Source organism: Streptomyces sp. Mut1 (assembly GCF_030719295.1).
Classification (GTDB): Bacteria; Actinomycetota; Actinomycetes; order Streptomycetales; family Streptomycetaceae; genus Streptomyces; species Streptomyces castrisilvae.
Window position 1 is genome coordinate 3,685,153 of record NZ_CP120997.1, and the last position, 26,003, is coordinate 3,711,155.

The window sequence follows — 26,003 nt, forward strand, 5'->3', positions numbered from 1 at the left end:
CTCGTCGCCCCCGCTCCTCCTCCAAGGGCACACCTGGTCATGCCGTCCGGCAACTCGGATGGGCTACGGCCCGGGGCGCGCCGCCGCCATCCGGGATTCCCTTGAGGAGTGCGGACGTACATCTCGGTGGCTCTCTCGGCGGTACTGCTGGTGCTGCTGGCCGTCCTGGTGCCGCTGAGCGCGCTGTCCGCCTGGGTCGACCTGGAGATCGACGACACGGACCGTTACGTGGCGGCCGTCGCGCCGCTCGCCGACGACTCCGACGTGCAGAACACCGTCGCCGATCTGATCACCGACAGCGCGATGAAGCAGATCGACGTCGGCCCGCTCCAGAGCACCGTCCGCGACTTCCTGCACCAGGCCGTTCAGTCGTTCACCACGACCGGGACCTTCCGCGACGCCTGGACCGCCGCCAACCGCACGGCGCACGAGACGGTCACCGACGCGCTGGACGGGAAGAGCGGCGAGAGCGTCACCATCGATCTGGCGCCCGTCACGGAGAAGGTGAAGCGGAACCTGGTGGAGAACGGGGTGCCGTTCGCCGATCAGGTCCCCGTCCAGCACACCGACATCCAGCTGGTCTCCGCCGACCGCGCGGACCAGCTGCGGCAGAGCTTCCGGTGGCTGCGAGCCGCCAGCGTGTGGCCCGCCGTCGGCACGCTCGCTTTCGCCCTGCTCGCCATCGCCCTGGCCTGGGTGCGCGGCGGTCCCGGCCGCCGGAGCCAGGCCCTGGCCGCGCTGGCGGCCACGGCGGTGACCGGCACCGGGTTCGCGCTGGGGGCGCTGGCGCTGCGCGGGGTGATCGCCCTGGCCCGCGACCGGGTGCTGGCCGAGGTGCCGTCCAGCGACACGGGCGCGGCGGCGGCGGTCTACGACGCGCTGACGCACTCGTTGCACACCACGGTGTGGATCGTCTTCGGTCTGGGCCTGGCCGTCGCGGTGTGCGCCGCGGCGGCCCGGATCTGGGCGCAGCGGGTGCTGCCGGTGCCGGCCGGGGAGTGAGGGCCGCCGGCGTGCGGGGGCGCGCGGGCCGGGGAAGAGTGGGGCGTGACGTGACTGCCGGGGCGACTGGGAGGTCTGCGCATGCGAGCCATCGCTGTCAGCGCGTCGGGGGCCGAGCCGGTCCTGGCCGAGCTGCCCAAGCCGGAACCCCGGCCGGGCGAGGTCCGGGTACGGGTCGAGTACGCCTCGCTGAACCCTCAGGACTGGCAGGCCGTGGACGGTCCGGCCCCGGCCCCCGGCTCCTTCCCGTTCGTCGTGGGCGTGGACTACGCGGGGCGGGTCGACATGATCGGCGCGGGGGACAACCGCTTCCGCGTCGGCGACCCGGTGTTCGGCCGCGCGGGCGGCACCGACGGCACGCCGGGCGGGTGCGGGACGTACGGCGAGTACGTGTGCGTGCCGCAGGACTCCGCCATCGCGCTCGTCCCGCCCGGCCTCGACTCCCGGACCGCCGCGGCCCTGCCGTCCGCCGGGATGGCCGCCGCGCAGATCCTGGAGGCGGTGGCGCTGCGCGGCCACGAGACGCTGCTCGTCGTCGGCGCGGCGGGCGGCGTCGGCTGCTGCCTGACCCAGCTCGCCCGCGCCCGGGACGTCCGCGTGATCGCGGCGGTGCGCGGTGACGAGCGGGCCGGAATGGGGTCGTTGGGCGCCGCCGCCACGATCGACCTGACTCGGGGTGTGCCGGCCGACGCGCTGCGCGGGGCCTGCCCGGACGGCATCGACGCGCTGGCCGACCTGGCATCGGCGGCGCCGGAGGCGTTCGCCGCGCACGCCTCCGCGGTACGTCCGGGCGGCATCGCGCTCTCGACGCGCGGTGCGGCGGCCGGTGCCCAACTCCCCGGGGGCGTGCGGGGCGTCGACTTCCGTCTCGCCCCGAGCCCAGTCCTGCTGGACGTGCTGGCGGCGGGCGCGGCGGACGGCGTCCTGCGCGTGCCCATCGACATCGAACTCCCCCTGGAGAAGGCCCCCGAGGCCCTGGAACGCAACCGGGAGGGCGGGGCGCGCGGCAAGACGGTCATCGTCCTGCACCACCCCGGGCACTGCTAGGCCGTACCCGGACGATCGCCGGACGGGCCCTGAGGCGTGTTCACTCGGTGGGGCCGGGTCCCATTCCGCGCAGGCGGTCCATCTCGCGCCGGTCCCGCTTCGTCGGCCGGCCCGCGCCCCTGTCCCGTACCGGAACCTGGATCGCGGCCTCACGCGGCGGCGGGGGCGGGCTGTTGTCGATGAAGCAGTCGGCGGCGACGGGCGCCCCGACCCGCTTCTTCACGATCTTCGACACGACGACGACCCGGTCCCGGCCCGCGTGCCTCAGCCGCACCTCGTCACCGACACGCACCGCCTGGGCGGGCTTGGCGCGTTCGCCGGCGACCTTCACATGACCCGCACGGCAGGCGGCAGCGGCCTGCGCACGGGTCTTCGTCAGCCGGACCGACCAGATCCAGACATCGACCCGAACGCTGCCCGTCGCCTGCGGAGCCTCACCGGAAACCATGGGTCCGACTGTAGAGCGTAGGACCGGGCGGTACGCCCTGACGTCAACTCGTCGCCTCTGCCGCGCAGGTGAACGGCGGGCGCGGGGTCGGCGGCGCGGCTGCCCAGGACTCGGTCCGGGCTCGGTTGCGGCTCAGTTGTCCCACAGGCGGGCCGTGCCGCCGAAGGGCCTGATCCGGCCGCTAACCTTACGTATCCGCCCTGGCCAGGGATCAATTCCCGCAGTACGGACATTCATCGCACCCAACTCACGCGAAAGGCCTCGCCCATGGGCATTCGGAGCTTGCTGCGCAAGGTGTTCGGCCGTGACCGCACGGAACAGGACGAGCCGACGACGGCCACGGTCCCGCCCCAGGGCGACCGCTCGCGGGCCGCGGAGTCGGAGTCGGTGGCGGTGGACGGGCCGGTCGCGGAGGACGAGTCGGCGTCCGAACCCGCCCCGCCCGTCAAGATCTCGGTGCCGGCCCCCACGTCCTCGGACACGCCCCGGTCCACGTCCTCGTCCACGGCGGACGACGGCGACCGGGCGGCGGCCGACCTGGTGGCGGCGGCCTTCGACAAGCCGGCGACGCCCACGGTCCCGTCCCAGAACACCGGCCCCCGCACCGAGCCGGCGGAGACCGAGACCAAGCCGGAGGCCGAGGCAGAAGCCAAGCCGGAGCCGGAGGCCGAGGCAGAAGCCAAGCCGGAGGCCGAGGCCGAGGCCCCTGAGCCGGCCGCCCCCGTCGCCGAGCCGGAGGCCGAGGTCCAGGCCCCTGAGCCGGCCGCACCCGTCGCCGCACCCGAGCCGGTCGCCGAGCCGGCGCCCGTCACCGCGACCGAGACCCCGGAGCCCGAGCCGGTCGCGGCCACCGCGACGCCCGAGCCCGAGCCGGTCGCCGAGCCCGAGCCCGTCGTGGCCCTGCAGCCCGTCGCCGAGCCCGAGCCGGCCGCCGCGGCTGAGGCCCCGGCCCCGGAGACCGAGCCCGTCGCCGAGGCCGGCCCCGCACCGATCACCATCGACATGGACCCGGAGCCGGAACCGGAGCCCCTCAAGGCCGCCCCCGCGGCCCCCGCCGGCAAGCCCGCCCTCCCGCTCGCCAAGGTCAAGGCGCGGGCGCCCGAGCTTGTCGGGGCGTACAAGGCGGCGCAGGCCGGACTGAAGGCGCACGGGCTGACCGGGCTGCGCGCCACCGTCTACCTGGTCCTGGACCGCTCCGGCTCGATGCGGCCGTTCTACAAGGACGGCAGCGCCCAGCACCTGGGCGACCGCACGCTCGCTCTCGCCGCGCACCTGGACGAGAGCGCCACCGTGCGCGTCGTGTTCTTCTCGACCGAGATCGACGGCACCGGCACGGTGGAGCTGGACGGCCACGAGGGCCGCATCGACGAGCTGAACGCGGGCCTCGGCCGGCTCGGCCGGACGAACTACCACCGCGCGGTCGAGGAGGTCGTCGCGCACTACGAGGAGTCCGGGGCGAGCGGACCGGCGCTGGTGGTCTTCCAGACGGACGGGCCGCCTGACGTCCGCCAGGCCGCCCGTCAGGCGCTGGACGCGGCGGCCCGGCTGCCGCTGTTCTTCCAGTTCGTCGCGTTCGGCGAGAAGGACGCGAAGGGCTTCGACTTCCTGCGGAAGCTGGACGCCCCGAACGCCGGCTTCTTCCACGCGGGCCCCGCCCCCCGCGAGGTCGCGGACACCACGTTCTACCGCGAGCTGCTCGCCGCGCTCCCCGCGTGGGTCGCCGGGCGCGAGACGGCCGCCGGCTCCTGAGCCGCCGGCAGACGTACGGTCACGGCGAGCCCGCCCTCCGGGCCCGGCACCGCCGTGACCGTACCGTCGTGGGCCATCGCGATGGACCGCACGATCGACAGGCCGAGCCCCGAGCCCGGCCCCATCCGGTCCCTGCCCTCGCCCCGGCGGAACGGCTCGAACAGGCCGGGGATGTCCGCCGCTTCCACCACCGGGCCGGTGTTGCGGACCTCCAGCAGCACCCCGGACCCGGCCGGCAGCACCGCCACCTCCACGCTTCCGTCGGGGACGTTGTACGTCACCGCGTTGGCCAGCAGGTTCGCCACCAGCTGAGCCAGCAGCAGCCGGTTGCCGCGCACCGGACAGGGCCGTGCGTCGAGCCGTACGCCCGGATGCCGGGAAGCCTCCTCGGTGACCACCCGGGCCAGGTCCACCGGCTCCCGCTCGCTCACCCCGAGACCGCGCTCGCTGCGCGCCAGCACGAGCAGTCCCTCGATGAGCCGTTCGCTGCGGCGGTTGTTGTCCAGCAGCGTCTGCCGGGTCCGTACGAGGTCGTCGGGGGTCGGGTCGTCGAGACCGACCTGGATCGCGGCACGCTGGGTGGCCAGCGGGGTCCGCAGCTCGTGCGAGGCGTTGGCGATGAACCGCCGCTGGCTGTCGAAGGCCTTCTCCAGCCGGGCGAGCAGCGCGTCGAGCGTGTCGCCCAGCTCCTTGAGCTCGTCATCGGGACCGCTGGAGGCGATCCGCTCGTGGAGCGTGTGCGCGGAGAGCCGGCGCGCCTTGGCCGTCATGGCGTGGACGGGCCGCAGGACCCGCCCCGCGGTCCACCAGCCGACGCCCACCGCGCACGCGGTCATCACGAGCAGCGCGGCCGTCGACCAGATGAGCAGCTGATGGCCGGCCGCGTCGCTGACGTGGTCGGTGAGGTCGTAGACGGTCGGCGGGCCGAGACGGTGGCGGCTGACGAGCGGCCCGTTGACCGCGTAGCCGGGCTGGACCACGGCGGCCGTCTCGGCGATGGCGCGGGCCTGCGAGTCCGTACCGGCGCGGGAGGCCAGGTTGACCGTGGCGAGCAGGGCCGTGCCGAGGACGAGGAAGACCCCGCCGTAGACGAGGGCGATGCGGGTTCTGATCGTGGAGTGCGGCAGCAGCGCCGGACGCTTCACAGGGCGTACCCCACGCCCTGCACGGTGCGGATCAGGGCCGGCTCACCGAGCTTGCCGCGCAGCTTGCTCATGCAGACGCGGACGGCGCCCGTGAAGGGGTCGGCGTTGGCGTCCCAGGCCCGCTCCAGCAGTTCCTCGGCGCTGACCGTGCCGCCGTCCGCCTCCAGCAGCAGCTGGAGCACGGTGAACTCCTTCGGCGACAGGTCCAGGTCCCGCCCGTCCCGGGTCGCGGACCGGCGTACGGAGTCGAGCCGGATGCCGTACCGCTCCAGCTGCGGCGGTACGGGGCGGGCGCTGCGCCGCCGCAGGGCACGCACCCGCGAAACGAGCTCCGGGAACTCGAAGGGCTTGCCGAGGTAATCGTCGGCGCCCAGGTCGAGCCCGGCGACCCGGTCCTCCATGGTCCCGGCGGCCGTCAGCATCAGGATCCTGGTGCGGGAGCCCGAGGCGACGAGTCCGCGCGCCACGTCGTCGCCGTGCACCCGGGGCAGGTCGCGGTCCAGCACGACCACGTCGTAGTCGTGCAGCCCAAGGTAGGCCTGGGCGGCATCACCGCTGTACACCGTGTCGACGGCGAATCCGGCCCGCCGCAGCCCGGTGGCGACCAGTTCCGCAAGGATTTCCTCGTCCTCGGCGACCAGTACCCGCATCGTGATGTCCCTCGCCTCGTGCATGCGTGTCCACTCCCTCCCAGGATGCGTCCTTAATACGGGAAGGGAGGTTTCGCAAAGCTCTCCGATACGGCAGGACACGTTTCGCAAAGCTCTCCGTCCCGCGACGGGGACCGCGCCGCGGGCGGCTCAGCGGCGCAGCGACCGGGCGTCCCCCATCACGATGACGGGTTGGAGGGCCGGGTCGAGGACGCCGAGGAGCTGCTTCATCCGGTCCTCGGTGACCGAGACGCAGCCCTGCGTGGGCCCGCCGTGGTCGACGTGGATCCAGATGCCGCCGCCGCGTTCCTCGCCGAGGGGGCGGGTGTGATCGAGCGGGGAGGTGCCGGGGACCCGGTTGTAGTCGATGGCGACGACGTAGTCGAAGGAGCCCTCCAGCGGCTCCCCCTGGAACCCTTCGCCGGTCACGGCGAAGTCGGGGCTCAGGTCGTACGGGAAGGCGGTGTCCGGGGGCGCGAGACGGCCGCCGGCCGCGGTCAGGGTGAAGACGCCGACGGGTGAGCGCAGATCGCCCTCCTGGTGCTCGTCGGTCCAGCCGTTGAGCGCGTTGTGCGCGGGCCAGGGCGGCAGCGCGGCCCGCCAGCCGGGGCCGGTGGGGCCGTCCCGGGTGTAGAGGACGGCGGTCGATGTGTGGGAGTCGGGTGACTCCCCGGTGACGACGAATGCCTGCCGCGCCCCGGCCGGGATCGCCGCCCGGGTCTGCGGACCGAGCCCCGGGATCTCCGCCGGCACCGGCGACGGCTCCGGCGCGGACGGAGACGGGGACGCCGCCGCCCCGGGCGGCCCCGGTACGCCGTCGACGTGCGCGCGCTCCGTGGCACCGCCCAGGTCCGTACCGGCGATGCCACCCGCCCCGCATCCGGCGAGCAGCACGAGAAGGACGAGGGCGCAGGCGACGTGGGGCAGGCGCAGGGGTGCGTGCGAAGGGGACGCGGGCACGGAGGGCTCCTCAGCGGTCGGCACGCCGGTGTCGGCCCAGCCAGTCATTGCCGCCCGCGCAGCCGCCCAATCCGCCGCGGAGCCCATCCGGCCGTAGCCGTTCAGGTGATTCGTGTACTTGTATGGAACCGGACGCGCCCCGGGGGCCTGTCCGGCGGATCTTCGCGGGCCCACGAGGATCCGCCGGACAGGCCCCAACCGTGAAACAGCCCCCGGCCGGTGAGGGCCGAGGGCTGTTTCACGTGAAACCCCGGTGCGGGGCGCGCGGGTGGGACGGCTACTTCTGCGCGTCCTTCGCCGGCGCGGCCGGCTTGCGGAGCTGGATGTTCAGCTCGCGCAGCCGGGTCTCGTCCAGCACGGTCGGCGCGCCCATCATCAGGTCCTGGGCGTTGCCGTTGAGCGGGAAGGCGATCGTCTCGCGGATGTTCGGCTCGTCGGCCAGCAGCATCACGATGCGGTCGACGCCCGGGGCGATGCCGCCGTGCGGCGGGGCGCCGAGGCGGAATGCCTTGAGCATGCCCGCGAACTCGTGCTCCACGGTCTCGCGGTCGTAGCCGGCGATCTCGAAGGCCTTGATCATCAGCTCGGGCTCGTGGTTCCGGATGGCTCCGGAGGACAGCTCGATGCCGTTGCAGACGATGTCGTACTGCCAGGCGAGGATGTCCAGCGGGTCCTTCTCCTCCAGGTCCTTCAGGCCGCCCTGGGGCATCGAGAAGGGGTTGTGCGAGAAGTCGATCTTGCCGGTCTCCTCGTCCTTCTCGTACATCGGGAAGTCGACGACCCAGCAGAACCGGAAGACGCCCTCCTCGAAGTGACCGGCCCGCTTGGCGGCCTCGACGCGGACGGCGGACATGATCTTGGAGACCTCGTCGAACTCGCCGGCGCCGAAGAAGACGGCGTGGCCCGGGACGAGGGAGAGCCGCTCGGTGAGCGTCTTGACGTCGGTCTCGGTGAGGAATTTGGCGATCGGGCCGGCCAGTGTGCCGTCCTCGCCGACGCGGACCCAGGCCAGGCCCTTGGCGCCGTGCTCCACGGCGTACTCGCCGAGGCCGTCGAAGAACTTGCGGGACTGGCCCGCGGTGTCCGGCACCGGAAGGGCGCGGACGTGCTTGCCGGCGAAGGCCTTGAACCCCGAGTCCGCGAAGACGTCGGTGATGTCGACCAGCTCCAGCTTGGCGCGCAGGTCCGGCTTGTCGTTGCCGTACTTCAGCATCGACTCGCGGAACGGGATGCGCGGGAACGGCGAGGTGACGTGGCGGCCGTTGCCGAACTCCTCGAAGAGCTCGGTCATCAGCTTCTCGATCGGCTGGAAGACGTCTTCCTGCTCCACGAAGGACATCTCGACGTCGAGCTGGTAGAACTCGCCCGGCGAGCGGTCGGCGCGGGCGTCCTCGTCGCGGAAGCACGGCGCGATCTGGAAGTAGCGGTCGAAGCCGGAGATCATCAGCAGCTGCTTGAACTGCTGCGGGGCCTGCGGCAGCGCGTAGAACTTGCCGGGGTTCAGCCGGGACGGGACGACGAAGTCACGGGCGCCCTCGGGGGAGGTCGCGGTGAGGATCGGCGTCGCCATCTCGTTGAAGCCGAGGGCCACCATCTTGGACCGGATCGCGGCGATCACGGCGGAGCGCAGCATGATGTTGCGGTGCATGCGCTCGCGGCGCAGGTCCAGGAAGCGGTACTCCAGGCGCCGCTCCTCGTTGACCCCGTCCTCGGCGTTGATCGTGAAGGGCAGCGGGCCGGCCTCGCCCAGCACCTCGACCTCGGAGACCTCGATCTCGATCTCACCGGTCGGCAGGTCCGGGTTCACGTTGTCGGCGCCGCGTGCGGAGACCTTGCCGTCGATCCGTACGACGGTCTCCTTGGTGAGCTTCGCCAGGGCGTCGTTGCCGGGGGTGCCGGGGCGGGCGACGAGCTGCACCAGACCGTAGTGGTCGCGCAGATCGATGAAGAGGATGCCGCCCAGGTCTCGGCGATTGTGCAGCCAGCCGCTCAGCCGGACGTCGGTGCCGACGTCAGAGGCGCGGAGCTCGCCGCAGGTGTGGGACCTGTACCGATGCATCGTCGTTCATCCAGTCTTCGCGGTTGGGGGAGGAATCAGCCTCCCCAGGCTACCGCCCGCGACCGGGGCGTTTCATTGCCTTTGCCCGTACCAAGATCGTCCGCACTCCCGCACCGCTGCCCTCCGCGTACATGCAGGTTTAAAGTGGGGCAATGCGCACCGAGGATGTGCTGGCCGCGACCGCGACCGGGCTGTGGCGCTGGGACAACGAAGCCGGGACGGTCACGCTGGACGCGGAGGCCGCCCGCCTGCTGGAGCTGCCCGCCGAGCCCGGTGTCTTCCGCGAGTCCGAGGTTCGCGCCCGCTTCCACCCCGTCGACTGGAACGAGATCATGGGCGTGATCTCCCTCGCCGTCGCCGAGGGCACCCTCGCCGAGGCCCGGCTGCGGATCGTGGACGGGGACGGCCGGGTCCTGCGCACCGTACGCAGCCGGTCCAAGCCGGTCCCCGGCGGCGACGACGGCAGGGACTACGCGCTCATCGGCACCCTCCAGGAGACCGTCGAGCCCCCACCGGGCACCGCCGGGGCGCAGGCCGCGATCACCGGTGACTGGCGGCGCTCCCGCGAGGCGTTCCTGCTGGACGCCGGCCGGGCGCTGGCCGAGGCGGGCTCGACCACGGAGGTGCTGCGGGTCGCCTACTCGCTCTCCATGCCCGGGTTCTCGCCGGACGGTCTCGCGGTCTTCGGCGTCGAGGGCGAGCGGCTGACCATCGTCGGGCAGCACGGGCACACCCTGGGCGACGAGGGCCCGTTCACCGACATGCCGCTGGAGACGGACTACCCGGCCACCGAGGTCATCCGGACCGGCCGGGCCATCTATCTGCCCACCCCGGACGACTACCGCAGCCGCTACCCCGCCACCTGGCCGCTGGTCCGGCGGTTCGGGCGCCGCTCCTGGGCGTTCCTGCCGCTCATCGTGTCCGGGCGCACGATGGGCACCTGGATGGCGGGCTTCCGGCACCCGGTGTCCTTCTCGCCGGACGAGCGGTCCGTGCTGACGACCGTGGCCCGGATGCTCGCCCAGGCGCTGGACCGGGCCGGCGTCGCCGACACCGAGCGGGAGCTGTCACTCGGTCTCCAGCGCTCGATGATGCCCTCGCTGGGCCCCGGCATCCCGGGGATGACCGTGGCCGCGCGCTACGTCCCGACCGGGGGCGGTCTCCAGGTCGGCGGCGACTGGTACGACCTGATCCCGCTCCCCAACGGCCGCATCGCCCTCGTCATCGGCGACGTCCAGGGGCACGACGTACGGGCGGCGGGGATCATGGGCCAGCTGCGGATCGCCCTGCGCGCGTACGCCTCCGAGGGGCACCGCCCCGACGCGGTGCTCTCCCGCGCCTCCCGTTTCCTCTGCGGGCTCACCGACCCCCACGAGGGCGACGAGGCCACGGCTGCGCGCTTCGCGACCTGCCTGTACGCGGAGGCCGACCCGGAGACCGGCGTCCTGGACATCGCACGGGCCGGCCACCCCGACCCCGTGGTGATGACGGCCGACGGGACCGCCGTCATCCGGCAGACCGAGGGCGGGCTGCCGCTCGGCATCGAGGCGGACACGGACTACCCGACGACGCAGGTCGTCCTGGAGGCCGGGCAGACGATCATGCTCTGCACGGACGGGCTGATCGAGACCGGCGGCCATGACCTCGTCACCGGCTGGGTGCGGCTGCGGCCCATCCTGGAGCGGCACACCGACGACCTGGAGAAGCTCGCGGACGCGCTGGTGCAGGCCGTGCACGGCCCCGGCTCGCACTACACGACCGGGCCGCTCCCCGACCGGCGCGAGGACGACGTCGCGGTGCTGCTGCTGCGCCGCGAGGGGCCCGTCACGCACCCGCCCGCGCCCCGGCGGACCGCGCTGACCATCGCCCAGGCCGAGCCGGAGCGGATCTCGGTGGCCCGGCAGCAACTGCGGGAGCTGCTGCACGACTGGGCGGACCCGGACCAGGTCGACGCGGCCGTGCTGCTGCTCTCCGAGATGGCCACGAATGTCCTGGTGCACACGGACGGCGACGCGCTGATGGTCGCGCAGGCCGGCGGGGTGCCGGGGGAGCGGTGTCTGCGCGTGGACATGTCCGACGGCAGCGACGAGCTGCCGCACAAGCGGAGCCCGGGGGAGATGGCCTCCAGCGGCCGGGGCCTGGTGCTGATGGAGATGCTCGCCCACCGGTGGGGGGTCGACCCGCGCGGGGCGGGCAAGTCGATCTGGTTCGAGCTGGACGAGGCGGAGGAGCCCGCCCTGCCGGACCTGGACGCCCTGCCCGATCTCTGACCCGCCGGCCAGGGCCTAGCTTTCGGGGGCGTCCGGGTGGCCGCCGCCCTTGCGCAGCTCCCCCAGGATGCCGAAGGCCGCCGCGCACAGCGGCACGGCGAGCAGCATGCCGAGGATGCCCGCCACGCTCGCGCCCGCCGTCAGCGCGATGAGGATCATCGCGGGGTGCATCTGGACCGTACGGCTCTGGATCATCGGCTGAAGGATGTGGCCCTCCAGCACCTGCACGGCGAGGACGACACCGAGCGCCCACAGCGCGATGACGAACCCCCGGTCCGCGAGCGCCACCAGGACCGCGACCGTTCCGGAGATGAAAGCGCCGAGGTACGGGATGTAGGCGCCGACGAGCACCAGCGCGCCGAGCCCCACCGCGCCGGGCACCCGCAGGATCAGCAGCCCGACCGTGATGCAGACGGCGTCGATCAGGGCGATGAGTGTCGTTCCGCGCATGAAGCCCTCGACGGCTTCGAAGGCGCGCCGGCCCATCGCCTCGACCATGGCCCCGGTGCCGCGCGGGGCGACGGCGTGGGCGAGACGTGCCGCCCGGTCGGAGTCGCGGAGGAAGAAGAAGGTCAGAAGCAGGGCGAGGACGCTGGTGGCGATGAGGGAGCCGATCAGGCTGATGCCGGTGAGGAGCCCGCCCGCGGCGCTCGCGCCGAACTTCGAGACCAGCTGGCGGGCGTTCGCCTCCAGGTCGTCCACGTTGGTGCCGTCCGCGACGTCGAAGTGGTCGACGACCCACTGCCCGGCGTCCTTCAGCGACCGGACGATCTGGTCACCGGTCTCCACGAGCGCGGAGACGACGATGTAGCCCGCGCCGCCGACGACGGCGACGAGCAGCGCGCAGGTGACGAAGGCGGCCAGCGAGCGGTTCACGCCGTGGGTGGTCATCCGGCGGTGGACCGGGCCGAGCAGCGCCGTACCGAGCAGCGCGAGCAGTACGGGTGTGACCGCGGTCTTGAGGGCGATGCACACCCAGACGGCGACGGCGGCGACACCGGCGACCAGCAGGAGGACGCCGCACCAGGCGGCCGTCCGCCGGGCGCCGTCGGGCAGGAGGGGCTTCGGGGTCTGCACCCTCTCAGCCGATCACGCCCGGGGAGCGCTGTCCCGCCCGTGCCGCCGTACGAGCGACGGGGTGTCGCGCGACGGCGGCGGGGCGGGAGGCGGTCACATGCCGTGGACGGCGGGCACGGTGCCGAGGCGGCCGGCCTGGAAGTCCTCGAAGGCCTGCTTCAGTTCGGCCTGGCTGTTCATCACGAACGGCCCGTAGTGCGCCATCGGCTCCCGGATGGGGCGCCCGCCGAGCAGGACGACCTCCAGGTCGGGGGTGTTCCCGTCCTGCTTCTCGTCCGCGCGCACGGTCAGCGAGGAACCTGCGCCGAAGACGGCGGTCTGGCCCAGGTGGACGGGCCGGCGCTCGGCCCCGGCGGTGCCGCGCCCGGCGAGGACGTACGCGAGGCCGTTGAAGTCCTCGCGCCAGGGGAGCGTCACCTCGGCGCCGGGGCGCACGGTGGCGTGGATCATCGTGATCGGGGTGTGGGTGATGCCGGGGCCCTCGTGGCCGTCGAGCTCACCGGCGATGACCCGGAGCAGCGCGCCGCCGTCCGGGGAGGCGAGCAGCTGGACCTGGCCGCCGCGGATGTCCTGGTAGCGCGGGGCCATCATCTTGTCGGCCTTGGGCAGGTTCACCCAGAGCTGGAGGCCGTGGAAGAGGCCGCCCGACATGACGAGCGACTCCGGCGGTGCCTCGATGTGCAGCAGCCCGGAGCCGGCGGTCATCCACTGGGTGTCGCCGTTGCCGATGGTGCCGCCGCCGCCGTTGGAGTCCTGGTGGATGAAGGAGCCGTCGATCAGGTACGTCACGGTCTCGAAGCCGCGGTGCGGGTGCCAGGGGGTGCCCTTGGGCTCGCCCGCCGCGTACTCCACCTCACCCATCTGGTCCATCATGATGAACGGGTCGAGGTGCTTGTAGTTGATCCCCGCGAAGGCGCGGCGGACCGGGAAGCCCTCGCCCTCGAACCCGCTCGGCGCCGTGGTCACGGCGAGCACGGGACGGGCCGCGGCGTCACCGGAAGCGGCCACCTTGGGCAGGGTCAGCGGATTCTCGACGGTCACTGCGGGCATGGGAGCCACCTCCGGGGGACTGTTCTGGAACCAATTTAGTTGAATGGTGAACATCCTGCAAGGCTCCGGCCATTCCCGCACCGTGTCCCGGCAGCCGGAAGGGGCCCGTACCGAGAGCGGTACGGGCCCCTTCCGGAAGACCTCGGCCGGGCCGGTCAGCCGTACATACGGCGCATCGCGAAGTCGACCATCTGCTCGACGGCCTTGGCGTCGAAGACCATGCGGTGCTCGCCCTCCATGTCCAGGACGAAGCCGTAGCCGGTGGGCAGCAGGTCGATCACCTCGGCGCCGGTGATCACGAAGTACTTGGACTCCTTGCCCGCGTACAGCCGCAGCTCCTTGAGCGTGGTGAACATCGGGATCACGGGCTGCTGGGTGTTGTGGAGCGCGAGGAAGCCGGGATTGTCGCCGCGCGGGCAGTAGACCTTCGACGTCGCGAAGATCTGCTGGAAGTCCTCGGCGGCCAGCGAGCCGGTCGTGAACGCCCGTACCGCGTCGCCCAGCGAGGGCGGCGAGGGTTCGGGGTACAGCGGCTGCTCGCCGTAGCCGCCCCCCATCGGCTGCTGCGCGCCCTGGTTCTGGTCGTAGCCGTACATGGTGCAAAGAGTAATCGGCCACATCTGCGACTCGGGGGGTTGCGCCTTATTACTGACGGGTAGCATCATCGTAGAGGTCAGCTGATACGTCCGGGCCACCCCTCCACGGGGCGCTGCGCGCCACTGCTATTGATTACGGAGCCTTCCCATGGGGCACTACAAGTCGAATCTCCGCGACATCGAGTTCAACCTCTTCGAGGTGCTCGGGCGCGACAAGCTGTACGGCACCGGACCGTTCGCGGAGATGGACGTCGAGACGGCGAAGAGCATCCTCGACGAGGTCGCCCGCCTCGCGGAGAACGAGCTCGCCGACTCCTACGCCGACGCCGACCGCAACCCGCCGGTCTTCGACCCGGAGACCAACACCGCACCGGTCCCCGACACGTTCAAGAAGTCGTACCAGGCCTTCATGGACTCCGAGTACTGGCGCCTGGGCCTGCCCGAGGAGATCGGCGGCACCACCTCGCCCCGCTCCCTGATCTGGGGCTACGCGGAGCTGCTGCTCGGCGCCAACCCGGCCGTCTGGATGTACTCCTCGGGTCCGGCGTTCGCCGGCATCCTCTTCGAGGAGGGCAACGAGGCGCAGAAGAAGGTCGCCGAGATCGCCGTCGAGAAGCAGTGGGGCTCGACGATGGTGCTGACCGAGCCGGACGCCGGCTCCGACGTCGGCGCGGGCCGCACGAAGGCCGTCGAGCAGGAGGACGGCTCCTGGCACATCGAGGGCGTGAAGCGCTTCATCACCTCGGGCGAGCACGACATGTCCGAGAACATCCTCCACTACGTGCTGGCCCGCCCCGAGGGCGCGGGACCCGGCACGAAGGGCCTCTCCCTCTTCCTGGTCCCGAAGTACCACTTCGACTGGACCACCGGCGAGCTGGGCGAGCGCAACGGCGTGTACGCGACGAACGTCGAGCACAAGATGGGCCTCAAGGCGTCCAACACCTGCGAGATGACGTTCGGCGACCGCCACCCCGCCAAGGGCTGGCTCATCGGCGACAAGCACGACGGCATCCGCCAGATGTTCCGCATCATCGAGTTCGCCCGCATGATGGTCGGCACGAAGGCCATCGCCACGCTCTCCACCGGCTACCTCAACGCGCTGGAGTACGCCAAGGAGCGCGTCCAGGGCACCGACCTGTCGGAGTTCATGAACAAGACGGCGCCCAAGGTCACCATCACGCACCACCCCGACGTGCGCCGCTCGCTCATGACGCAGAAGGCGTACGCCGAGGGCATGCGCGCCCTCGTCCTCTACACCGCCTCCGTCCAGGACGCGATCCAGGAGAAGGAGGCCGCGGGCGAGGACGCGAAGGCCCTGCACGGCCTGAACGACCTGCTGCTCCCGATCGTGAAGGGCTACGGCTCCGAGAAGTCCTACGAGCAGCTGGCGCAGTCGCTCCAGACGTTCGGCGGCTCCGGGTACCTCCAGGAGTACCCGATCGAGCAGTACATCCGTGACGCCAAGATCGACACGCTGTACGAGGGCACGACGGCCATCCAGGGCCAGGACTTCTTCTTCCGGAAGATCGTCCGCGACCAGGGCGCCTCGCTCAACACGCTCTCCGAGGAGATCAAGAAGTTCCTCGCGGGCGCCCAGGGCAACGAGGAGCTGGCCGGTGCGCTGGACAGCCTCGCGAAGGCCGCGGTGGACCTGGAGGCGATCGTCGGCACGATGATCACCGACCTCACCGCCACCGGCGAGGACGTCAAGAACATCTACAAGGTGGGCCTGAACACCACCCGCCTGCTGCTGGCCTCCGGCGATGTCGTCGTCGGCTACCTGCTGCTCAAGGGCGCGGCCGTGGCCGCCGAGAAGCTGCCGACGGCCTCCGCGAAGGACGTCGCCTTCTACCAGGGCAAGATCGCCGCCGCGAAGTTCTTCTCCGCGAACATCCTCCCGGGCGTCGGCGCCGAGCGCGCCCTCGCCGAGTCCGTCGACAACTCCCTGATGGACCTGGACGAGGCCGCGTTCTAGGACGCCGCAGCCCCCTCGTCAACGGCGCCGCCACCCGGACACGCTTCCGGGGGGCGGCGCTGTCGTACGGCCGGCCCGTGGTGTGGTCCTACGCCCACGACCGGCCCGAGCTCTCCGGCCCGTACGGCATCGGCATCGGCCTGACGGCCATCGACCGGCTGTGAGTGGCGCGAAACCGACCGCGTCCATGTCCTGACAGACACCGTCGACCCCGGAATTCCGGGCTCACCGGACAATGGCCGCAGGAGCCCGGGGGCGACGGTGAATCCTTTCGGCCAAGCCTGGCTACAGTGAAGAACATGAGTTCCTCCCCCCGCTTCGACCGCGGCCACACCGACGATCTGATGGCCTTCCTGATGGCCGCCCCCTCCCCGTACCACGCCGTGGCAGCCGCCGCGGCGCGGCTGGAGAAGGCCGGGTTCCGGCAGGTGGAGGAGACCGCGGCCTGGGACGGGACCGCGGGCGGCAAGTACGTCCTGCGCGGGGGCGCGATCGTCGCCTGGTACGTGCCGGAGGGCGCCGGGGCGCACACCCCGTTCCGGATCGTCGGCGCACACACCGACTCCCCCAACCTCCGCGTGAAGCCGCTGCCGGACTCCGGCGCGTACGGCTGGCGGCAGATCGCCGTGGAGGTCTACGGCGGCACCCTGCTCAACACCTGGCTGGATCGCGACCTCGGCCTCGCCGGCCGGATCTCGCTGCGCGATGGCAGCGACCGGCTGGTCTCGATCGACCGCCCGCTGCTGCGCGTCCCGCAGCTCGCCGTGCACCTGGACCGGTCGGCCAACACCGACGGGCTGAAGCTGGACCGGCAGAAGCACATGCAGCCCATCTGGGGGCTCGGGGACGTCGAGGAGGGCGACCTCATCCGGTTCGTCGCCGACGAGGCGGGCGTCGACGCCGAGGACATCACCGGCTGGGACCTGATGCCGCACCCGGTCGAACCGCCGTCCTACCTGGGCCGCGACCGCGAACTCGTGGCCGGTCCGCGCATGGACAACCTGCTCTCGGTGCACGCGGCGACCGCCGCGCTCGCCGCCGTCGCCGGGCAGCCCGACGCCGAGCTGCCGTACATCCCGGTCATGGCCGCCTTCGACCACGAGGAGAACGGCTCGCAGTCCGACACCGGCGCGGACGGACCGCTGCTCGGCACGGTCCTGGAGCGCTCGGTCTTCGCCCGCGGCGGCGGTTACGAGGACCGCGCCCGCGCCTTCGCCGGCACGGTCTGCCTCTCCTCCGACACCGGCCACGCGGTCCACCCCAACTACGCCGAGCGCCACGACCCCACGCACCACCCGGTCGTCAACGGCGGACCCATCCTCAAGGTCAACGTCAACATGCGGTACGCGACCGACGGCAGTGGCCGTTCCGTGTTCGCGGCCGCCTGCGACAAGGCGGGCGTGCCGTGGCAGACGTTCGTCTCCAACAACGCGATGCCCTGCGGCACGACGATCGGCCCGATCACCGCGGCCCGGCACGGCATCCGGACCGTCGACATCGGCGTCGCCATCCTGTCCATGCACAGCGCGCGCGAGCTGTGCGGCGCGGACGACCCGTATCTGCTGGCGAACGCTCTGGTGGCCTTCCTGGCCGGCTGACGCCTCGTGGGGTGCCTCCGGGGAGGGCTGACGCCTCCGGGGGCGCCTTCGCCCAACCTCCCGCCCGCGCATGCTCGTTGCCGGGCCGGGTACGCGCTCCGTACACGGCCCGGAGCCTCCGGGCCGTCGAGGAGGCGGAACTCATGGGACTCGGAGGATGCATCATCCTCATCGGCGCGGGAGCGATCCTCGCTTTCGCGACCGACTGGGAACTGGACAGTGTCAACGTCGACCTGGTCGGCTGGATCATGATGATCGTCGGCATCATCGGCGTCTTCGTCTACGCGAGCGTCATACGGCGCCGCCGCATGCTCGTACCGCCGGCCACCACCGTCGTATCGGACGACGAACGGCACCTGTGACCGGGCACGATCCGGCCGCACCCCGGAGACACTCCCACCGGATCCCCGATATTCTGGGCGCTTGTCCGTGACCCGGCACCGGGCGCGTCAGACCCGGAAGGGGAGCCGCTCGTGGAGTTCCGGCTGCTCGGCACCGTCTGCGTCGACACGCTGACCGGGCCGCTGCCCCTCGGCCCCGCCAAACGCCGCAGCCTGCTCGCGGCGCTCCTGCTGCACGCCAACACCCCGGTCTCCATGGCACGCCTGACGGACTGCCTGTGGGACGACGCCCCACCGCTGCACGCCCGCACGGTCATCCAGGGCCATGTCTCCCGGCTGCGCGCCCTGCTGATGGGCGCGGACGCGCAGGCGTACGGGGTCGAGCTGGCGACGCTCGGGGACGCGTACGTGCTGCGGGCACCGGAAACGCTGCTGGACTCCCAGCGCTTCGAGGAACTGCTCATGCTGGCCCGGGAGCAGCGCAGCCCCGCCGACACGGTGCTGATGCTGAAGGAGGCCCTGTCGCTGTGGCAGGGGCCCGCCCTCACCGGCACCTACGCGAGCGCCCCGCTCCAGGCGGCCGCGCACGCGCTGGAGGAGTCCCGGCTCTCCACGGTCGAGCACCTGGCGCGCGCCTACGGCCTCCTGGGCGAACACCACCGGGCGGCGGCCGTGCTGCGCACCGAGGCCGTCGCCCACCCGATGCGGGAGTCCCTGGCGGCGGGTCTGATGACGGCGCTGTACCGCTCGGGGCGCCAGTCGGAGGCGCTGGACTGGTTCCACCGCACCCGCCGGCTGCTCGCCGACGAACTGGGCATCGACCCGGGCCGCGAACTGGCCGACGCGTACGCGCAGATCCTGCGCGGCGAGCCGGAGGTCCCGCCGGGGGCGCGGGGGGACCTCGGGGGACCGGCCCACGTCCCGGACGCGCACGGGCGCCCCGGCCGACCCGGCGGCGGCGCCCAGGCGCCCGGCCCGTACGCGGGCGTCGGCGGGCGGGCCGGGACCGGCGCGTCACCGGCCCGGGTGCCGGCCGGTGCGCCCGGCCCCGGCGGTTCGGAGCCGCCCGGCACGGCGCCCGACGCACCCGATGCGCTCGGGGCGGTGGCCGCCGCCTCCGGCGGGCCGCGGGCGTTCGCCGCCCCGGCACGCTTCGGCGCCGCCGCGCCGGTGGTCCCGCCGGCGCGGGCGCACGCCGTGCCCTCCCCCTACGCCGGAGGCGATCCGCAACCCGCCGATCTGCTGCCCCGCGCCCCGCGCGGCTTCCACGGGCGCGCGGCCGAGCTGACCGCGCTCTCCCGGGCGGCGGCCGGTGAGGCCCCCATGTGTCTGGTCACGGGTCCGGCCGGGGTGGGCAAGACGGCGCTGGCCGTGCACTGGGCGCGGCGGTCCCCGGCGGCCTTCCCGGACGGGCGGCTCTTCGCCGATCTGCGCGGGTTCGGCGACACCTCCGAGCCGACCCCGCTCGAAGTGCTGCGCGAGTTCCTGCTCGCGCTCGGCGTCGCGCCCCGCCGGGTGCCGGAGTCGGTGACGGGCGCGGCGGCCCTGTTCCGTTCGCTGACCGACCGGCTGAGCCTTCTCGTCGTCCTCGACAACGCCCGCGACTCCGCCCAGGTCAGGCCGCTGCTGCCGGGCGGCGCGGACTGCGTCACGCTGATCACCAGCAGGAACCGGCTCGAAGGGCTCATCGCGTCGGACGCCGCCGTCCCGGTCCCGGTGGACATACTCGAACCGCCGGACGGCACCGCGCTGCTGGCCGGGGTCCTCGGTGAGGAACGGGTCCTCGCCGAACCGGTGGCCGCCCGCCGGCTCGCCGAACTCTGCGGCGGACTGCCGCTCGCCCTGCGGGTCACGGCGGCCCGGCTGGCGGGCCGCCCGCAGTGGACGCTGGCCGCCATGGCCGGCGAACTCGACGCCGAGCACAGCCGGCTCTCCTTCCTGGACGTGGAGGACACCGGTGTCTCGGCGGCGCTGCGGCTCACCGTGCAGCAGCTCCCGCCGGACGCCGTCCACCACTTCACCCGGCTGGGCCACCACCCGGGCAACCACTTCGACCCGTACACCGCGGCCGCGCTCGCCGGCAGCGACCCGGTGACCGCGGGGGCCGCGCTGGAACGGCTCGCCGCCGCCCATCTGGTCACGGAGGCGGGCCCCGGGCGCTGGATGCTGCACGACCTGGTACGGCTTTACGCACGCGGGCTCGACCCGGCGGCCGGCCCGGACGCGCTCCTCGGTGTGCTCGACCACTACATCGCGACCGCGCTCGCCGCCGCCGACACGGCCGAGCCGGGCGGCGAGCCCTGCTTCGTGCTGCCCGACGGCTACCGCCGACCGGCCGCGACACGGGACTTCACGGACCGGGCCGCGGCCATGAGCTGGCTGGCGGCGGAGCGCGAGGACCTGACCCTGGCCGCCGCGGCCGGACGGGCCGCCGGTCTCGACGACCGTGTGTGGCGGATCATCCTGCTGCAATGGCCGCACGTGGTGTGGCGGGTGCGGGACGGCTGGGCCCCGATGCTGGAACTGGCCCTCGCGGCAGCCGTCGCGCTCGCGGACCCGTACGCCGAGTCCCGGGTCCGCAATCTGCTGGGCTGGGTCCTGTCGGAGGAGGGCCGCACCGGCGAGGCCGTCGCCCTCCTGGAGCCGTCGCCCGGCCTGGCCCGGCAGGCGGCGGACCGGCTCGGCGAGGCGACCGCGCTGATCAACCTGGCCATCGTGCACGCCGAACAGGGCGGCCTGGATCTGGCGATGGAGGGCTGCGCCCAGGCCCTGGAGCTGGCCCGCGAGGAGGCCGACGCCCATACGGAGATGCTCGCCCTCCAGCACCTGGCCCGGATGCAGCTCGCGGCCGGGCGCCCGCAGGACGCCCTGGACTCCGCCCGCACCGCCTTCGATCTGGGGCCCGAGCACGAGGAGGCGGCGCGCCGGGTGCTGCTGCTGACGGTCAGCGGCGAGGCCCGCCTCGCCCTCGGCGCGGAGGACGAGGGGATACGGCTCCTGGACCGGGCGGCCGCCGAGGCGGAGCAGGCGGGTTACGACGAGGGCGCGGTGCGGGCCCTGGAGGCACTGCTGCGGGTGACGGCGGCCCCGGACTACGTGCGGCGCCGCGAGGAGGCGGTCCGCCGCCTCGCCGACGACGACTGACGCGGGAGGGGAGCGCCGCTGCCCCGCCCGCGTCCGGTGTCTCAGCCCTGCGCGCGGGAAGCCCCGCTGCCCCGCCCGCGCCCGGTGCCTCAGCCCTGCGGGAGGGAAGCGCCGCTGCCCCGCCCACGCCCGGTGCCTCAGCCCTGCGCGGCCTCGTCGTCCATACCGGCGAGCACCAGCGGCAGCCGGGCGGCCCCGCCGGGCGCGACGCGGACGGGGACGCCCCAGTCCTGCTGGTGGACATGGCAGGCCGGGTATTCGTTCGCCGGGTCGTCGTCGCAGGACGCGGCCATCGCGGAGACGTGCAGGACGCCCTCGGTGACGCCGTCGGCGAGGACCAGGTCGCGGAAGAGGTCGGTGCCCGCGCCCTCGCCGCCGGCCAGCAGTTCGGGCGGGGTCGAGGAGACCAGCAGCCGGGTCGAGGGCCCGTAGCGGGTGTCGAGCTTCTGACCTGCGGGCGCCTGGAAGACGATGTCGAGCCGGAGGGCGCCGGGGGCGATCTCGGTGGCCGCACGCTGGGTGCGGTGGGCCTGCTCGGCGACGCGTACCGCCTCTTCGGGCAGCCGCAGCCGGGTCAGCCGGTGCCGTGCCGATTCCACGACCACCAGGTCTCCGTCGACCAGCACGGCGTCGCTGGGTTCCCGCAGATCCGTGGCCAGCGTGCTGACCTCACCGCTCGCCGGGTCGTAGCGGCGCAGGGCGTGGTTGTAGGTGTCGCAGACGGCGACGGACCCGTCGGGCAGCGCGGTGACGCCCAGCGGGTGCTGGAGCAGGGCCTGCGCGGCGGCGCCGTCGCGGTGGCCGAAGTCGAAGAGTCCGGTGCCGACGGCGGTGTGAACGGCGCCCTCCCGGTCGACGTAGCGCAGCGCGGAGGTCTCCGAGTCGGCGACCCACAGCCGCTCGTCGGTGGCCGCGAGCCCGGACGGCTGGGCGAACCACGCCTCCGCGCCCGGCCCGTCGACCAGGCCCTCGTTGGTGGTCCCGGCCGCGACCCGTACGGTGCCGTCCTCGGGGTCGTACGTCCACAGCTGGTGGACACCGGCCATGGCGATCCAGAGCCGGCCGTCGAACCAGGCGACGTCCCACGGCGAGGACAGGTCGACCTCGCGGGCCGCGCCACTGGTGGCCGCCCCCTGCCACCACTGGCGGCCGGTGCCGGCGAGGGTGGTGGTCGTCCCGGTCGTCAGGTCGAGCGCGCGGATGGCGTGGTTGACCGTGTCGGCGACGGCGATCCGCCCGTCGGGCAGCGTGGCGAGCCCCTGCGGCTCGCTGAAGGCGACCTCGTCGGGCCCGCCGTCGGTGAATCCGCGCTCACCGGTCCCGAAGTGCCGGCGCACGCTCTCGCCGTCCGCGTCCAGCTCGACCAGCCGGTGCCGGGTGGTGTCGGAGACCAGGAAGCCGCCGTCCGGCAGCAGCAGCGCCTTGCCGGGGAATCGCAGATGCGTGGCCACCGGCTCCGGCGCCACGTACGGCCCGTCGCCGCGCCGCAGGGTCCCCTTGGCCGCGTGCTCCGCCTCCAGCTCCTCGACCAGCTTCTCGATGGCGTGGGCGTGGCCCTCACCGGCGTGCTGGGCGACGACATAGCCCTCGGGGTCGATGACGACGAGCGTGGGCCAGGCGCGTACGGCGTACTGCTTCCAGGTGGCCAGCTCCGGGTCGTCGAGCACCGGGTGGTGGACCCCGTACCGCTCGACGGCGTCCACGACGGCCTGGTGCTCCGCCTCGTGGACGAACTTCGGGGAGTGCACGCCGATGATCACGACGGTGTCGCGGTGCTTCTCCTCCAGCTCGCGCAGCTCGTCCAGGACATGCAGACAGTTCACACAGCAGAAGGTCCAGAAATCCAGCACCAATGCGCGACCTCGTAGGTCCGCCAGGGTCAGGTGCTTGCCGCCCGTGTTGAGCCACGCCCGTCCTTGCAGCTCAGGGGCACGTACGCGAGGTCGCTTCGTCATGCTTTCAATGGTGCCAGGCACGCAGAAGGCCCCGTCCATGCGCCACGTCGCGACACACAAGCGGGGCCGGTCCCGGTCGGCTGAGCCGCATTGTCTGCTGTCGCTCAGCCGGCCGAAGTCACCCGGGCATGGTCGGTGACGACGCGCCGGAACAGATCGTGCCCCGTCCGCCCGGTGTGCCGCAGCGCCCAATCCTGCGCGGCTTCCTGCTGATCCTGGCGGCCGGACTCAGCGCCACACCCGTAGGCCGTACAGAACACCTCGAACGTCATTCCGCCCTCGGGTGCATGGCGGATCGCGTGGGGCACATCACGCAACACGGCCCTCACGAGTGGTCCGCCTTCAGGTGGCGCCACATCCGGACATTCAGGTCCGTCGCCTTGCTCGCATCCCCATTGGCTCGCGCCCCTTCCCGCTGGTGCGCCTGGTTGGCGCACAGGGCACAGCCTTCCACTGGGGCGGGGTCGGGCAGCGGGCCGAGCGGCAACTCAGCGGGAGCACTCGGGTGCGTTGTGGGTGCCTGTGTTGCGTTGGTCGCCATGGGTACTCCCCGCCACTCGTGGTCTTTTGAGCCATCGTGGGACTCGAACCGGGGGCTTCCTAGCCACTTTCCCGTTGCTGCAACAGGTCGTCGCGGATGGACACCAGAAGCTTTCGCAACGCAGCTCCCTCCAAGGCAGCTTGAGCAAATCCGTCGAACTTGGTGACGTACTGCGCGACGTCCCGGGGGTCAGTCACCACGACTTCCGCATGCACGGTCTCAACACTGACGGCTCGGTCGTCCCTGATCACAAACGCATGGTTGGCAATGTCGTGCTTCCTCCCGGCCAGGGGTACCACTCGAACGTCTATGTTCGGCAGCCGGGATACAGAGACAATCCGGTCAAGCTGACCGACCATGACCATAGGCGGGACGATGAGCCACCGAAGGACAGGTTCTGTGATCACGAAGCAGAAGCGCTTGTTCTCGTCGTACAGGGCTTCCTGCCGTTCGAGCCTCGCGCTCACAGTCCTGCGAACGGTTTCTTCCGACAGATCATCGTGACGGGACAGGATTGCACGCGTGTACTCCGGAGTCTGAAGCAGACCCGGAACCAGCGCGGGCTGAAACAGCCGTAGGAGGCTCATGCGTGCCTCTACGCCTCGCAAACGCTGTTGAGCCTTGTGGAGTCCCGCACGCTGAATCAGCCGCCATGCGGTGGTCTCCGTCGCAACCGCGCGGGCCGCATCCAGATATTCGGCTTTCACGTCGTCCGAGACGCCGATAGCGGTCAGGATACGGTCGACGTCGTCCGCGCTGGGGGGCAGCTTTCCCGTCTCGATCTTGCTCAGCTTGCTTGCTGACATAACAGAGCTGCGGGCTACCACTTTGGCTTCCCTCCCGGAAGCGTTCCGCAGTACCCGCAGCGCGGCCCCAAGCTCTGATCTGTTCACTCTGCGTACTTTGCCCACCAGTCCGCGAACGGCACAGCGCGGGACAGCGCCACGTCTCTGTGCGTCACGTATTGCCCACTCCGCTCATCCGGTAGCACATCAGCCCCGAGGAACTTGCCATCATCGCTGTAGTACATGGGCGCCGCCGCGACTGAGTCGAACAACCAGAAGTCGCCAACGTCTGCTACCGGGCTGCACAGTTCGGTCGTGTCGAGAATGAAGAACTCTTCGCCGGCTGTCGCGTTCGTCTGGTACCCCCACCCCAGCTCGAACCGCAGATACGGGGTCAGCGGGCGCGTAAGCACATGCACTCGGTAAACCCTGCGCCCGGCCGCGACATGCCCTCGCACCTCGTCCAGCCAATCAGCGTTGTAGTCCGCTGGTTTCCGCCGCCCGTCCAGGAACATCCGGTACGCGTCCACACTGCCCGACCGGCTGTAATCACTGAGCGTTTCCAGCCTGAACGCCTCACGCCGGAAGTTGTCGAACATGTCCCCCAGGGTCTTAGCCACTGAGCTTGTCCCCGAACGCTTCGCGGATCAGCTCGACAGGGATTTCAACAAGGGTTTCGTGCGCTGGGATCGTGAGCCCGTGATCGACCGGCGTCTCGCCCTGGACGAGAATCGTTCCACGGTCCGTTTGGTAGATCGTGGGACAATCCTTCTTGTCGCACGTCGTTGCGAGTGTGGTTACCTTCACGAGGTGTTCCCCTCATTCGTCAGCGGGCAGTTCACCCGATCGTTCCGGGAGAGTGCCGGCAAGGCAAGGGGCCTGACTTTCGGGAACGGGAAACCGGCAGCGCGCAAAAGCCCCGTACTGGCCCCCAGCACGGGGAAGCTACAGGGCTTCGAGGGTGCCGCGGGGCGCTCAGAAGGCGTCCGGGGCGCGAGTACAGCGATGCAGGTCAGGGATGTCCCCCCACGGTGTCTCGTCCACCCCCGGCGCACAGCCGATGTCGCGGCGGAAGGCGGCACACCACAGCGGGTAGAGCGGGTGGGCGGCCGGGTTCCCTCCGCTGCGGGTGATCCGGTCGGCAAGTCCTGATGCGGCGTCACACACGGCCCACTTCATGCGGCCGCTACGTGTCGTCGGTCACGTCCAGCGCCTTGGCGATCAGTGCGTCAAGGTCGGCGTCTCTGCGCCTTCCGGATCGCTGCTTCGTGCTCGGCCGCCGTCACACCTCGGCGGTCAAGCCGATCGAACATGTAGTAACAGAAGGCGCACATCGGCCGGTGCCGCGTCGAGTCGGGTCCCCCGACCCTTCCCACTGGTTCGCGAGTTGGACCGGGGGCCCGTGTGGCGCCGCTAACTGTTCATGACCTCGGGGAAGCCCTGGAGCGCCGCAAGGAGACCCTCCAGGCGTGCGATGCGCTGTCGCGTCAGGAAGGTCTCATCGCCCATGTACTGCGCTTCGTACGCCTCTTCGAGCCTGGCTGTCAGGTAGAGCACCTCAGCGGCCAGAAGGCGGTGCGGGTTGCTCTCGGTGGCCTTCACGCGCTGCCG

Annotated in this window: 22 protein-coding genes; 8 read left to right on the top strand and 14 right to left on the bottom strand. The window is 72.1% G+C overall.

Annotated features, from left to right (window positions below):
* Positions 1 to 108 precede the first annotated feature (108 nt).
* Complete coding sequence (locus tag P8A18_RS15865) at positions 109 to 1,002, top strand: hypothetical protein (protein WP_306055293.1); 894 nt, start codon at positions 109 to 111, stop codon at positions 1,000 to 1,002.
* Positions 1,003 to 1,083: 81 nt separating this feature from the next.
* A complete protein-coding gene (locus P8A18_RS15870) occupies positions 1,084 to 2,049 on the top strand; it encodes an NADP-dependent oxidoreductase (RefSeq protein WP_306055295.1) in 966 nt (321 codons plus the stop codon).
* A 40-nt stretch (positions 2,050 to 2,089) separates the two neighbouring features.
* Here the strand turns inward: P8A18_RS15870 and P8A18_RS15875 are convergent, their stop codons facing one another.
* Positions 2,090 to 2,497: an Hsp15 family ribosome-associated heat shock protein gene (locus P8A18_RS15875; RefSeq protein WP_306055297.1), complete on the bottom strand. Its 408-nt coding sequence runs from the start codon at positions 2,495 to 2,497 to the stop codon at positions 2,090 to 2,092.
* A 267-nt stretch (positions 2,498 to 2,764) separates the two neighbouring features.
* On the opposite strand from P8A18_RS15875, the gene P8A18_RS15880 reads away from it, so the two are divergent.
* Entirely contained in the window at positions 2,765 to 4,246 is a 1,482-nt protein-coding gene (locus P8A18_RS15880) for a VWA domain-containing protein (protein WP_306055299.1), read from the top strand.
* On the opposite strand, the gene P8A18_RS15885 is transcribed toward P8A18_RS15880, so the two are convergent.
* From P8A18_RS15885 to aspS, 4 genes are all read right to left on the bottom strand, one after another.
* On the bottom strand, positions 4,180 to 5,391 hold the full coding sequence (locus tag P8A18_RS15885) for a sensor histidine kinase (RefSeq protein ID WP_306055301.1): 1,212 nt from the start codon (positions 5,389 to 5,391) through the stop codon (positions 4,180 to 4,182). The two genes, P8A18_RS15880 and P8A18_RS15885, sit on opposite strands and share 67 nt — an antisense overlap.
* Complete coding sequence (locus tag P8A18_RS15890) at positions 5,388 to 6,041, bottom strand: response regulator transcription factor (protein ID WP_306060936.1); 654 nt, start codon at positions 6,039 to 6,041, stop codon at positions 5,388 to 5,390. The genes P8A18_RS15885 and P8A18_RS15890 overlap by 4 nt, the downstream gene beginning before the upstream one ends.
* Before the next feature lie 150 nt (positions 6,042 to 6,191).
* Positions 6,192 to 7,001 (bottom strand): L,D-transpeptidase family protein, encoded by an 810-nt coding sequence (locus tag P8A18_RS15895; protein ID WP_306055303.1) that lies wholly within the window; start codon positions 6,999 to 7,001, stop codon positions 6,192 to 6,194.
* A 277-nt stretch (positions 7,002 to 7,278) separates the two neighbouring features.
* Positions 7,279 to 9,060, bottom strand: coding sequence for an aspartate--tRNA ligase (gene aspS / locus P8A18_RS15900; RefSeq protein ID WP_306055304.1), 1,782 nt, complete (start codon positions 9,058 to 9,060; stop codon positions 7,279 to 7,281).
* A gap of 152 nt (positions 9,061 to 9,212) precedes the next feature.
* Here aspS and P8A18_RS15905 point away from each other — a divergent pair, with 152 nt between their 5' ends.
* Complete coding sequence (locus P8A18_RS15905; protein ID WP_306055305.1) at positions 9,213 to 11,330, top strand: ATP-binding SpoIIE family protein phosphatase; 2,118 nt, start codon at positions 9,213 to 9,215, stop codon at positions 11,328 to 11,330.
* 15 nt (positions 11,331 to 11,345) lie between these two features.
* Here the strand turns inward: P8A18_RS15905 and P8A18_RS15910 are convergent, their stop codons facing one another.
* From P8A18_RS15910 to P8A18_RS15920, 3 genes are all read right to left on the bottom strand, one after another.
* Positions 11,346 to 12,407, bottom strand: a complete 1,062-nt coding sequence (locus P8A18_RS15910) for an AI-2E family transporter (RefSeq protein WP_306055307.1) — start codon at positions 12,405 to 12,407, stop codon at positions 11,346 to 11,348.
* A gap of 93 nt (positions 12,408 to 12,500) precedes the next feature.
* Positions 12,501 to 13,457, bottom strand: a complete 957-nt coding sequence (locus P8A18_RS15915; protein ID WP_306055308.1) for a pirin family protein — start codon at positions 13,455 to 13,457, stop codon at positions 12,501 to 12,503.
* Positions 13,458 to 13,612: 155 nt separating this feature from the next.
* On the bottom strand, positions 13,613 to 14,053 hold the full coding sequence (locus P8A18_RS15920) for an SseB family protein (protein ID WP_018522179.1): 441 nt from the start codon (positions 14,051 to 14,053) through the stop codon (positions 13,613 to 13,615).
* 148 nt (positions 14,054 to 14,201) lie between these two features.
* On the opposite strand from P8A18_RS15920, the gene P8A18_RS15925 reads away from it, so the two are divergent.
* The 4 genes from P8A18_RS15925 (at position 14,202) to P8A18_RS15940 (ending at position 21,111) form a co-directional block, all read left to right on the top strand.
* Complete coding sequence (locus P8A18_RS15925; RefSeq protein ID WP_306055309.1) at positions 14,202 to 16,028, top strand: acyl-CoA dehydrogenase; 1,827 nt, start codon at positions 14,202 to 14,204, stop codon at positions 16,026 to 16,028.
* Positions 16,029 to 16,327: 299 nt separating this feature from the next.
* Positions 16,328 to 17,626, top strand: coding sequence for a M18 family aminopeptidase (locus P8A18_RS15930; RefSeq protein WP_306055310.1), 1,299 nt, complete (start codon positions 16,328 to 16,330; stop codon positions 17,624 to 17,626).
* A gap of 143 nt (positions 17,627 to 17,769) precedes the next feature.
* On the top strand, positions 17,770 to 17,988 hold the full coding sequence (locus P8A18_RS15935; protein WP_306055312.1) for a DUF6458 family protein: 219 nt from the start codon (positions 17,770 to 17,772) through the stop codon (positions 17,986 to 17,988).
* 111 nt (positions 17,989 to 18,099) lie between these two features.
* A complete protein-coding gene (locus P8A18_RS15940) occupies positions 18,100 to 21,111 on the top strand; it encodes an AfsR/SARP family transcriptional regulator (protein ID WP_306055314.1) in 3,012 nt (1,003 codons plus the stop codon).
* A 137-nt stretch (positions 21,112 to 21,248) separates the two neighbouring features.
* On the opposite strand, the gene P8A18_RS15945 is transcribed toward P8A18_RS15940, so the two are convergent.
* From P8A18_RS15945 to P8A18_RS15970, 6 genes are all read right to left on the bottom strand, one after another.
* Positions 21,249 to 23,066: an NHL domain-containing thioredoxin family protein gene (locus P8A18_RS15945; protein WP_306055316.1), complete on the bottom strand. Its 1,818-nt coding sequence runs from the start codon at positions 23,064 to 23,066 to the stop codon at positions 21,249 to 21,251.
* A 104-nt stretch (positions 23,067 to 23,170) separates the two neighbouring features.
* The gene (locus P8A18_RS15950; RefSeq protein WP_306055318.1) at positions 23,171 to 23,395 is read right to left on the bottom strand and encodes a DUF7848 domain-containing protein; all 225 of its coding nucleotides are present in this window, start codon (positions 23,393 to 23,395) and stop codon (positions 23,171 to 23,173) included.
* A 271-nt stretch (positions 23,396 to 23,666) separates the two neighbouring features.
* Positions 23,667 to 24,500, bottom strand: a complete 834-nt coding sequence (locus P8A18_RS15955; RefSeq protein ID WP_306055319.1) for a helix-turn-helix domain-containing protein — start codon at positions 24,498 to 24,500, stop codon at positions 23,667 to 23,669.
* Positions 24,497 to 24,991, bottom strand: coding sequence for a DUF6879 family protein (locus P8A18_RS15960; RefSeq protein WP_306055321.1), 495 nt, complete (start codon positions 24,989 to 24,991; stop codon positions 24,497 to 24,499). The genes P8A18_RS15955 and P8A18_RS15960 overlap by 4 nt, the downstream gene beginning before the upstream one ends.
* A gap of 13 nt (positions 24,992 to 25,004) precedes the next feature.
* Complete coding sequence (locus tag P8A18_RS15965) at positions 25,005 to 25,199, bottom strand: hypothetical protein (RefSeq protein ID WP_306055323.1); 195 nt, start codon at positions 25,197 to 25,199, stop codon at positions 25,005 to 25,007.
* Positions 25,200 to 25,805: 606 nt separating this feature from the next.
* Positions 25,806 to 25,994, bottom strand: a complete 189-nt coding sequence (locus P8A18_RS15970; RefSeq protein WP_306055324.1) for a hypothetical protein — start codon at positions 25,992 to 25,994, stop codon at positions 25,806 to 25,808.
* Positions 25,995 to 26,003 lie beyond the last annotated feature (9 nt).